The organism is Streptomyces durbertensis (assembly GCF_014156695.1).
GTDB lineage: Bacteria > Actinomycetota > Actinomycetes > Streptomycetales > Streptomycetaceae > Streptomyces > Streptomyces durbertensis.
This window is the reverse complement of sequence record NZ_WMLF01000554.1, coordinates 1-3,077: the sequence shown is the minus strand read 5'-3', so window position 1 is coordinate 3,077 and position 3,077 is coordinate 1. Positions and strand designations below refer to the sequence as shown.

3 protein-coding genes are annotated in these 3,077 nt (G+C 71.9%); 2 read left to right on the top strand and 1 reads right to left on the bottom strand.

The genetic code is table 11. The features are described from left to right. The first annotated feature begins 133 nt into the window (after nucleotides 1-133). Both glmS and GL263_RS24215 read left to right on the top strand, forming a co-directional pair. On the top strand, nucleotides 134-1,981 hold the full coding sequence (gene glmS, locus GL263_RS24220) for a glutamine--fructose-6-phosphate transaminase (isomerizing) (protein ID WP_182857874.1): 1,848 nt from the start codon (nucleotides 134-136) through the stop codon (nucleotides 1,979-1,981). Between the two features lie 7 nt (nucleotides 1,982-1,988). After that, complete coding sequence (locus tag GL263_RS24215) at nucleotides 1,989-2,357, top strand: holo-ACP synthase (protein WP_182857873.1); 369 nt, start codon at nucleotides 1,989-1,991, stop codon at nucleotides 2,355-2,357. Nucleotides 2,358-2,410: 53 nt separating this feature from the next. On the opposite strand, the gene GL263_RS24210 is transcribed toward GL263_RS24215, so the two are convergent. Next, nucleotides 2,411-3,077 (bottom strand): hypothetical protein (locus GL263_RS24210; RefSeq protein WP_323379543.1); only part of this gene is annotated, 667 nt, incomplete at its 5' end.

Here is a 3,077-nt window from a genome sequence, read left to right as displayed (position 1 = left end):
TTGTCTGCCCGTGCCGCCCGAACGCCCCGCTGGGCGGGGGTGATCCGGACCACGTCGCCGGACGTGCCCGGATCCGGATATCGCGGGCCGGTCGTCGGCGGAGACCGCGTGGGGACACCGTAGGCTGCTGCGCATGTGCGGGATCGTGGGATACGTAGGAGGGCAGTCCGCCCTCGATGTGGTCATCGCCGGCCTCCGCCGGCTGGAGTACCGGGGTTACGACTCGGCGGGCGTCGCGGTGCTCGCCGACGGCGGCCTGGCGACGGCGAAGAAGGCCGGCAAGCTGCTCAACCTCACCAAGCTGCTGGACGAGCGTCCGCTGCCGACCGGCGGCACCGGCATCGGCCACACCCGGTGGGCCACCCACGGCGGCCCCACCGACGGCAACGCCCACCCGCACCTGGACAACGCGGGCCGTGTCGCCGTCGTCCACAACGGCATCATCGAGAACTTCGCCGCCCTCCGCGCCGAGCTGGCCGAGCGCGGCCACCGGCTGGAGTCGGAGACCGACACCGAGGTCGTCTCCCACCTGCTCGCGGAGAACTTCTCCTCCTGCGGCGACCTGGCCGAGGCGATGCGCCTGGTGTGCCGCCGCCTGGAAGGCGCGTTCACGCTGGTCGCCGTGCACGCCGACCAGCCGGACACGGTCGTCGGCGCGCGCCGCAACTCGCCGCTGGTCGTCGGCGTCGGCGAGGGCGAGACCTTCCTCGCCTCCGACGTGGCCGCCTTCATCGAGCACACCCGCGAGGCCATCGAACTCGGCCAGGACCAGGTCGTCGAGCTGACCCGGGACGGCGTGACCGTCACCGACTTCGACGGTGCCCCCGCCGAGACCCGCGCCTACCACGTCGACTGGGACGCCTCCGCCGCCGAGAAGGGCGGCTACGACTACTTCATGCTCAAGGAGATCGCCGAGCAGCCGAAGGCCGTCTCCGACACCCTCCTCGGCCGCATCGACGCGTCCGGCCAGCTCCACCTCGACGAGATCCGCATCCCGACGGGTGAGCTGCGCGAGGTCAACAAGATCGTCATCGTGGCGTGCGGCACCGCCTACCACGCCGGGATGATCGCCAAGTACGCCATCGAGCACTGGACGCGCATCCCCTGCGAGACCGAGCTGGCCAGCGAGTTCCGCTACCGCGACCCGATCCTGGACTCGCGCACTCTGGTTGTCGCCATCTCGCAGTCCGGCGAGACGATGGACACCCTGATGGCGCTGCGGCACGCCCGCGAGCAGGGCGCCCGGGTCCTCGCGATCTGCAACACCAACGGCTCCACGATCCCCCGCGAGTCCGACGCCGTGCTGTACACGCACGCCGGACCCGAGGTCGCCGTCGCCTCCACCAAGGCGTTCCTCACCCAGCTTGTCGCCTGCTACCTGGTGGCGCTCTACCTCGGCCAGGTGCGCGGCACCAAGTGGGGCGACGAGATCCAGTCCGTCATCGGCCAGCTCGCCCGGATCGGCGACGACGTGGACGCGGTACTGGAGACCATGGAACCGGTGCGGGAACTCGCGCGCGGCCTCGCCGACCGCGACACCGTGCTCTTCCTCGGCCGCCACGTCGGCTACCCCGTCGCCCTGGAGGGCGCGCTGAAGCTCAAGGAACTCGCGTACATGCACGCCGAGGGCTTCGCCGCCGGAGAGCTCAAGCACGGCCCGATCGCGCTCATCGAGGACGGCGTCCCGGTTGTCGTGGTCGTCCCCTCGCCGCGCGGGCGCTCGGTGCTGCACGACAAGATCGTCTCCAACATCCAGGAGGTCCGCGCCCGGGGCGCGCTGACCATCGTGATCGCCGAGCAGGGCGACGAGTCCGTCGTCCCCTACGCCGACCACCTCATCCGGGTACCTGCCACCCCCACCCTGCTCCAGCCGATGGTCGCGACCGTGCCGCTCCAGGTCTTCGCCTGCGAACTGGCCACCGCCCGGGGCAACGAGGTCGACCAGCCCCGCAACCTCGCCAAGTCCGTGACGGTCGAGTGAGCCGTCGATGATCGTGGGGGTGGGGATCGACGTGGCCGAGATCGAACGGTTCGGGCAGGCGCTTGAGCGCACGCCCGAACTCGCCGACCGGCTCTTCGTCGACAGCGAGCTGTACCTGCCGAGCGGCGAGCGACGCGGCGTCGCCTCGCTCGCCGCCCGGTTCGCGGCCAAGGAGGCACTGGCCAAGGCACTGGGGGCGCCACCCGGCCTGCACTGGACGGACGCCGAGGTGCACACCGAGCCCAGCGGCCAGCCCGTCCTCACCGTGCGCGGCACGGTCGCCGCGCGGGCGGAGGAGCTGGGTGTCCAGAAATGGCACGTGTCACTCAGCCACGACGCGGGAATCGCCTCGGCGGTGGTCATAGCGGAGGCGTGAGCCCTCCGCCGCGCGGGTCGGTCCGCTCCGGACTGGACGGCGGGCAGGCCCGGCTATCGCGGGGTCGTCCCAGCGACGATCAGGAACAGCAGCGCAGCGATGATCACGCAGTAGAGAACCTGCCCGAGGGACGATTCCGCCGCGCCACCGCCCACCGGCCCCTCGCTCACGGCGTCGCCGGACAGCGACTCCTCGTCGTCTCTCACGCCGCCCGCCGGACACACCGGCGTTCGCCCGGTCGTCCCGTAGTGCGCTTCTCCCGCCAGCAGCCCCACCGCCCGGCGCCGGGTGATCGGCCGACAGGACAGTGAGTAGTACACCTGGGCCTCGTCGCGCGCGCCCGCGACCCGGTCGGGCGCACCGGCGTTCGCGCTGATGTGCCGACCTTCCTCCAGCGCGCGGCGCTGCGTCTCCTGGTAGGTCCGGTCGTCAAGCCACTCCCGCAGCACGTGCCCGACGTGCGCCCCCGCCTTGTCACCCGCGTGCAGCGCGGTGGGCGGGAAGGGCCCGCCGCCGCCCGGCAACGGATCAAGTGCCCGTGCGATGCGCTCGGCCTGCGCCCGCAGCCATCGCATCGCCTCCGCCGGAGACCGTGCCAGATGCGTACCGAGCAGCCATTCCCCCTCGGCCTCCGGGCTGCGGACGACGGCCTCACACCAGTACCCGTCGACGTAGGACATCACTGCCACGCCCCCGGAACCAGCCGGTACGGCCGCGTCT

Excerpts from the sequence above, each read along its gene's own strand:
- glmS (WP_182857874.1), top strand. The coding sequence starts at position 134 with ATGTGCGGGATCGTGGGATACGTAGGAGGGCAGTCCGCCCTCGATGTG.
- GL263_RS24215 (WP_182857873.1), top strand. The coding sequence starts at position 1,989 with ATGATCGTGGGGGTGGGGATCGACGTGGCCGAGATCGAACGGTTCGGG.